This window comes from Streptomyces sporangiiformans (assembly GCF_005768555.2).
In the GTDB taxonomy this organism is placed as follows: domain Bacteria; phylum Actinomycetota; class Actinomycetes; order Streptomycetales; family Streptomycetaceae; genus Streptomyces; species Streptomyces sporangiiformans.
In genome coordinates this window covers 1-5,627 of sequence record NZ_VCHX02000264.1, presented here as the reverse complement: position 1 = coordinate 5,627, position 5,627 = coordinate 1, and the positions used below count along the sequence as shown (strand labels likewise).

6 protein-coding genes are annotated in these 5,627 nt (G+C 70.2%); 1 reads left to right on the top strand and 5 read right to left on the bottom strand.

Features of this window, described 5'->3' with window-relative positions:
* Positions 1 to 110 precede the first annotated feature (110 nt).
* The 4 genes from FGD71_RS35635 to FGD71_RS35620 form a co-directional block, all read right to left on the bottom strand.
* On the bottom strand, positions 111 to 782 hold the full coding sequence (locus FGD71_RS35635) for a response regulator (RefSeq protein WP_119104687.1): 672 nt from the start codon (positions 780 to 782) through the stop codon (positions 111 to 113).
* On the bottom strand, positions 779 to 2,122 hold the full coding sequence (locus FGD71_RS35630; RefSeq protein WP_119104686.1) for a sensor histidine kinase: 1,344 nt from the start codon (positions 2,120 to 2,122) through the stop codon (positions 779 to 781). Before FGD71_RS35630 ends, FGD71_RS35635 begins: the two co-directional genes overlap by 4 nt.
* 97 nt (positions 2,123 to 2,219) lie before the next feature.
* Positions 2,220 to 2,990 (bottom strand): ABC transporter permease, encoded by a 771-nt coding sequence (locus tag FGD71_RS35625; RefSeq protein WP_119104685.1) that lies wholly within the window; start codon positions 2,988 to 2,990, stop codon positions 2,220 to 2,222.
* Complete coding sequence (locus FGD71_RS35620) at positions 2,987 to 3,991, bottom strand: ATP-binding cassette domain-containing protein (protein WP_119104684.1); 1,005 nt, start codon at positions 3,989 to 3,991, stop codon at positions 2,987 to 2,989. The genes FGD71_RS35625 and FGD71_RS35620 overlap by 4 nt, the downstream gene beginning before the upstream one ends.
* A gap of 94 nt (positions 3,992 to 4,085) precedes the next feature.
* Here FGD71_RS35620 and FGD71_RS35615 point away from each other — a divergent pair, with 94 nt between their 5' ends.
* The gene (locus tag FGD71_RS35615; protein ID WP_119104688.1) at positions 4,086 to 4,652 is read left to right on the top strand and encodes a GNAT family N-acetyltransferase; all 567 of its coding nucleotides are present in this window, start codon (positions 4,086 to 4,088) and stop codon (positions 4,650 to 4,652) included.
* Between the two features lie 47 nt (positions 4,653 to 4,699).
* Here FGD71_RS35615 and FGD71_RS35610 read toward each other — a convergent pair.
* On the bottom strand, positions 4,700 to 5,627 hold a 928-nt coding region (locus FGD71_RS35610; protein WP_162931317.1), incomplete at its 5' end, for a type IV secretory system conjugative DNA transfer family protein.

Here is a 5,627-nt window from a genome sequence, read left to right as displayed (position 1 = left end):
TTTCAGCGCCGATGGTACTGCAGGGGGGACCCTGTGGGAGAGTAGGACGCCGCCGAACTAATTGTAGAGAAATCCCCCGTGCCATTCGGCACGGGGGATTTTTGCGTTTGTCAGGAGGACGGCTGCACCAGTTTCGTGTCGTACGCCAGAATCACCGCCTGGACCCGGTCCCTCGCCCCCGTCTTCGCGAGGATCCGGGTCACGTGTGTCTTCACCGTCGACTCCGCGAGATGCAGGCGGGTAGCGATCTCGGTGTTCGTCCAGCCCTGGCCGATGACCGTGAGGATTTCCCGCTCCCGCTGCGTCAGTACGGCGAGTCGGGGGTCCAGTGAAGGGGAGCCCTCCGGGGCGGCGGACGGTAAGTGCTGGACGTACGCGTCGAGGAGCCGTCGTGTCAGGCTCGGGGCCACCACCGCGTCTCCCGTCGCCACGGCCCGGATCCCGGAGAGGAGTTCCTCTGGGAGCGCGTCCTTGATGAGGAAGCCGCTGGCGCCGGCGCGCAGGCCGGCGTACGCGTACTCGTCGAGGTCGAAGGTGGTGAGGATGAGGACGCGGGTGCGGTCGCCGGAGGCGATGATGCGGCGGGTTGCCTCGATACCGTCGAGGCCGGGCATGCGGATGTCCATGAGGACGACGTCCGGGGTGAGTTCGGCCGTCATGCGGACCGCCTCCGTGCCGTTGCCGGCCTCGCCCAGCACCGTCATGTCGTCCTGGCTCTCCAGGAGCATGCGGAAGCCGAGACGCTGGAGCGGCTGGTCGTCGGTGATGAGGACGGTGGTCACTGGGTGGCTTCCTTCGGTACGGCTTCCTGCGGTGCGGCTTCCTGGGATGTCGCTTCCTGGGATGTCGCTTCCTGGGGTGTCGCGTCCTGCGGTGCCGGGAGGGTGGGGAGGTGGAGGTGGATCCGCCAGCCGCCGGTCGGCAGCGGTCCTGCCTCAAGTGTTCCGCCGTACAGGGCCGTTCGCTCGCGCATTCCGGTGAGGCCGCGGCCCGGGTTGCCGTCCGGTGCGGGGCCTCCGCGTCCGGTGTCGGTGACCGTCACCGTGACGGCGCCCCCGTCCTCGTACGAGATCGAGACCTGTGACGTGGCGCCCGGACCGGCGTGTTTGAGGGTGTTCGTCAGGGCTTCCTGGATGACGCGGTAGACCGTGAGCTGGGTGCCGTCGGGGACGGGGGCCGCGCGGCCGTGGACCGTCAGGCGTACGGGGAGGCCCGCCGACCGTACGCCTGCGATGAGTTGGTCGAGGTCGGTCAGGGACGGCTGTGGGGTGAGTTCCGCGGTCGGGGCCTGCTCGCGCAGGACCTCCAGAAGGCGGCGGAGTTCGGCGAGGGACTGGCGGCTCGTTGTGCCGATCGCCTCGAGGGCCTGGGCGGCTCGCTGCGGGGACTTGGCGGCCGCGTACGAACCGCCGTCGGCCAGGCCCGTGATGACGGAGAGATTGTGGCCGATGATGTCGTGCATCTCGCGGGCGATGCGGGCGCGTTCCGCCGCGGCGGCGAGCTGGGCCTGCTGGTCGCGTTCGACTTCGAGCTGGCGGGCGCGGTCGACGAGGGAGGCGAGGTACTCCTGGCGTGTGCGGACCGCTATGCCGCCGACCGCGCACAGAGCGAGGCTCATGGTGACCGGGACGATGGTCGCGTCGGGGCCCTCCTCGCCGGGATAGCGGAAACCCAGGTCCCAGAAGGGGGCCGAGGCGAGCGCGAACGACCAGAGCAGGGTGCGCAGGCGGGTGCGCAGGGCGATGTTGAAGATGACGACGAACAGGGTCATGGATGCCTGCAGCACCGCGCCCGTCCAGACGTTGGTCACGGCGAACGGCAGCATCACCAGCAGGACCGCGAAGGGATGGCCCCGGCGCCAGAACAGCGGTACCGAGAAGCCCAGGGACATCGTTCCGACCAGCCAGGCCGGTGTGTCGAGGTTCTCGGTGACGTTCTTCCAGCCGTCGCCCAGGAAGTCGGTGAGGCAGGCGGTCACGTAGAAGCCCGTCAGCAGGGTGTCCCACACCCACGGGCGGCGTCGGTCGAGGGCGCGCGCCCGCTGGACGATGCGGTGGAACTGGCGGGTGAGCGGCTGCCCGTTCGGCGACCATTCGCCCTGCCAGTCCTGTTCGCGTGTCACGGGGCCATCCTCGTACGTGCTGTGGCCATCCGTCCGGTCATTCGGCTCGTCCCATGTCCAGTCTCACGTCCCGTCACACGTCCCGTCGCACGTGCAGTCACACGTCCCGTCGCCTCAGCAGCAGCCCGGCTGCCGCGAGGGTGCCGGCTGCCCACAGGGAGAGCGCGAGCAGTGCCGCGCCCGGTGATGCCATGTCCGTGGGGGTGTGGGCGTGGGTGAGGGAGTCGAGGGCGCCGACCGGGAAGTAGCGGACGGCGTCTTCGATGACGTCGTACGGGAGCGCGGACAAGATCTCCGGCAGGACCAGGACACCGCCGATGAACGCGCCGATGCTGCCCGGGACCGAGCGGATCAGGGCGCCGAGGGCGAGGGCCATGACGCCCAGGAGAGCGAGGCCGGCCGCGTTGCCGACGAGGGCGCGGGCGATGCCGGGGTCGCCGAGGGAGGCCTCCTGGTCCGTGCCGGAGAGGAGGGTCTGGGCGAGCGGGAACGTGATGAAGTTCGTCGCGAGTACGACGGTGAAGGTGACCGCGCCCAGGACCGCAGCCTTGGACCACAGCACCGGGAGGCGGCGCGGAACCGCCGTCATGCTGGAGCGGATCATGCCCGTCGAGTGCTCGCCCGCCGTGACCAGGATGCCGAGCACGCCCATGATGATCGATGTGAACTGCATGCCGAGCAGGACGAGGAGGACCGTGTCCACGTCCGCGTCTCCGCCGCCGGACTCGTAGGTCGCGGCGATCGCGAGGCCGATGCCGATGGTCAGCGCGCTCGCCAGGGCCAGGGTGATCCAGGTGGAGCGGACCGTCCACAGTTTGTGCCACTCGGAGCGCAGAACGCGGCTCGGCGTGATGGCGAGGGTGCTCATGCGGACTCCATGAAGGTGCGCTCGTGGGCGGCGGGGGTGGTGGCTGTGGTGGCGGTCGTGGCGGCGAACTCGACCGAGTCGCGGGTGAGGTCCATGAAGGCCTGCTCCAACGAGGCCGCCTGCGGGGTGAGTTCGAAGAGCGGGATGCCGTGGGCGGCGGCGGTGCGGCCGATGTGCTCGGCGTCCGTGCCGCGGACCTCCAGGGTTCCGGGGGCCGAGCTGGTCACGTCGACGTCCGGAGCGGCGAGCAGTTCGGTGAGCAGGCCGGCCTCGGGCGTGACGACCCTGACGGTTCCGGCGCCGGACGCGCGGACGAATGCGTCGACGGTCGTGTCGGCCAGCAGGCGGCCCCTGCCGATGATGATCAGGTGCTCGGCCGTGAGGGCCATCTCGCTCATCAGATGGGAGGAGACGAAGACCGTACGGCCTTCCGCGGCAAGGGACTTGAGGAGGTTACGGATCCACAGGACGCCCTCCGGGTCGAGGCCGTTGACCGGTTCGTCGAGGATGACCGTGTCCGGGTCGCCCAGGAGTGCGGCCGCGATGCCGAGGCGCTGGCCCATGCCGAGGGAGAACCCCTTGACGCGGCGACGTGACACTTCGGCCAGACCTGTCACCTCCAGGACGTGGGACACCCGGCTGCGGGGGATGCCGTGGGTGAGGGCCAGCGCCATCAGGTGGTGGTACGCCGTGCGGCCCGGGTGGATGGAGCGGGCCTCCAGGAGGGCGCCGACCTCGTTGAGGGGCGCGGGGTGGGCGGCGTACGCGCGGTCGCCGACCGTCGCGTGCCCTCGGGTCGGTGCGTCCAGGCCGAGGATCATCCGCATGGTGGTGGACTTTCCGGCGCCGTTGGGGCCGAGGAAGCCGGTGACGGTGCCCGGCCGGACGGTGAAGGTGAGATCGGATACGACGGTCTTGTCGCCGTAGCGCTTGGTCAGCCCGTGGGCGCTGATTCCTCGTGCGCTGCTCGCCTGCGCGCTGCTTCCCTGTGCGGTCGTCATGCCTTCGATGCTCGGCCGGGCGGGGGTGCGGAACGTCGGACGGTGGCGGGATATCAGGTGAGGGACGTAGTACCCGGGTATTACGGTGGCCCTCATGAAGCACGTGATCCGTTCTGTACGTGCCGTACGCGCTGTACGTGCCGACGAGTGGCCCGCGGCGAAGGAGCTGCGGCTGGCCGCGTTGCGGGATCCGGTGGCGCATCTCGCCTTTCTCGAGACGTACGAGGAGGTCGTGGGGAAGCCCGACAGCTTCTGGCGGGAGCGGACGGCGAGAGCCGCCGAAGGGGTGCGCGAGCGGCAGCAGTTCGTGGCCGAGGGGGCCGACGGCCGGTGGGTCGGGTCGGTGGTCGTGCTCGTCGAGGAGGCGGGGGCCGAGGGCGCGCTGGGGGATGTGAGCGAGGTACGCCAGGGGCACCTCGTGGGGGTCTTCGTACGGCCCGAGGCGCGGGGTGTGGGGCTTACCGAGAGGCTCTTCGCACGTGCTCTGGAATGGGCCTGGGACGTGGCCGGGGTGGAGCGGGTGCGGTTGTTCGTGCATGAGCGGAACGCGCGGGCCGAGGGCTTCTACAGGAAGATCGGGTTCGTGCCGACGGGGAATACCGTTTCCGTGCCGGGTGATCCGGGCGCGCGGGAGCTGGAGTTCGTGATGAAGCGGCCCTGAGGCACTGACGCGGGGTGCGGCGGGGCGGGGTGTGGCGGGGCGGGACCCTAGGCCGGGAGCTCCTGGTGGGGCCAGCGGGTGCGGGCCTGTTCTCGGGAGCGGAGGAGTGCCAGGGTGGGCATGCCTCGGTCGGCTCCGGTGGTGAGCAGGTCCGGGAGTTGAGGGAGCGGGGCCACTGCGGCGACGTCGTCCAGGACGAGTGTCAGTGGTGGGTCGAGGCGACCGGAGGATGACCGTTCGGCCATGCGCCGGCCGCGCTCGACCACGCTTGAGGCGAGGGCCGTGAGGAGTGGCATCGCTCCGGGGTTCGCCTTGGGGTCCTCGATGGGTTCACCCACCACATAAAGCGTGCCCCCTTCGTTGATGAAGGAATCCAAGGTGAGGGCATCAGTTCGGTTGGGGGTGCAGGATTCGCGGACGTTGACCGTGAAGAGGGAGGAGAGGGCGCGAGCCGTCAACTCCTGAGCCATGTCACGTCGTTCGGGGTACGAGGTGAGGGCCGACTCCAGCTCGCCGGCGGAGCCGGAGGCCGCCTTGGGGTTCGTACGGAGGATGCGTACGGCCTCCTGGACCTGGGTGCCCTGGGCCCAGCGGTGGAGGTGGCGCACGGTGCGGCCGTCCGTGGCTGCGGCGTGCAGGTAGGTGCGCAGGAGCGTTTCCGCGGCGTCGGCGACCATCTGGTCGATCTTTGCGGTGGGGCGGACCGGGGCGAGGAGAGCTGCTGCCCGGGCCTTTGCGGTGTCCTTGTTCTCGCAACCCGTTGAGGGGGACCAGTGGAGGCGGGCCGGGGTGTCGCAGAGGTGGGAGGGGTCGTAGAGGAGGACGGGGCCGAGTTTCGCTCGGGCGTCCTTGGTCTGCGACCAGAGGGTGGGGTTGGAGGTGATGACGAGGGCGGGGCCCTCGGCGTCTCGTACCGCCTCGATGGCCAGGGGGTGGCGGGTTTCTGGGGGGCCGAGGATCAGGGGGCCGCGGGGG

Coding starts and splice junctions, on each gene's coding strand:
- FGD71_RS35625 (WP_119104685.1), bottom strand. CDS start 2,990: ATGAGCACCCTCGCCATCACGCCGAGCCGCGTTCTGCGCTCCGAGTGG.
- FGD71_RS35615 (WP_119104688.1), top strand. CDS start 4,086: ATGAAGCACGTGATCCGTTCTGTACGTGCCGTACGCGCTGTACGTGCC.
- FGD71_RS35620 (WP_119104684.1), bottom strand. CDS start 3,991: ATGACGACCGCACAGGGAAGCAGCGCGCAGGCGAGCAGCGCACGAGGA.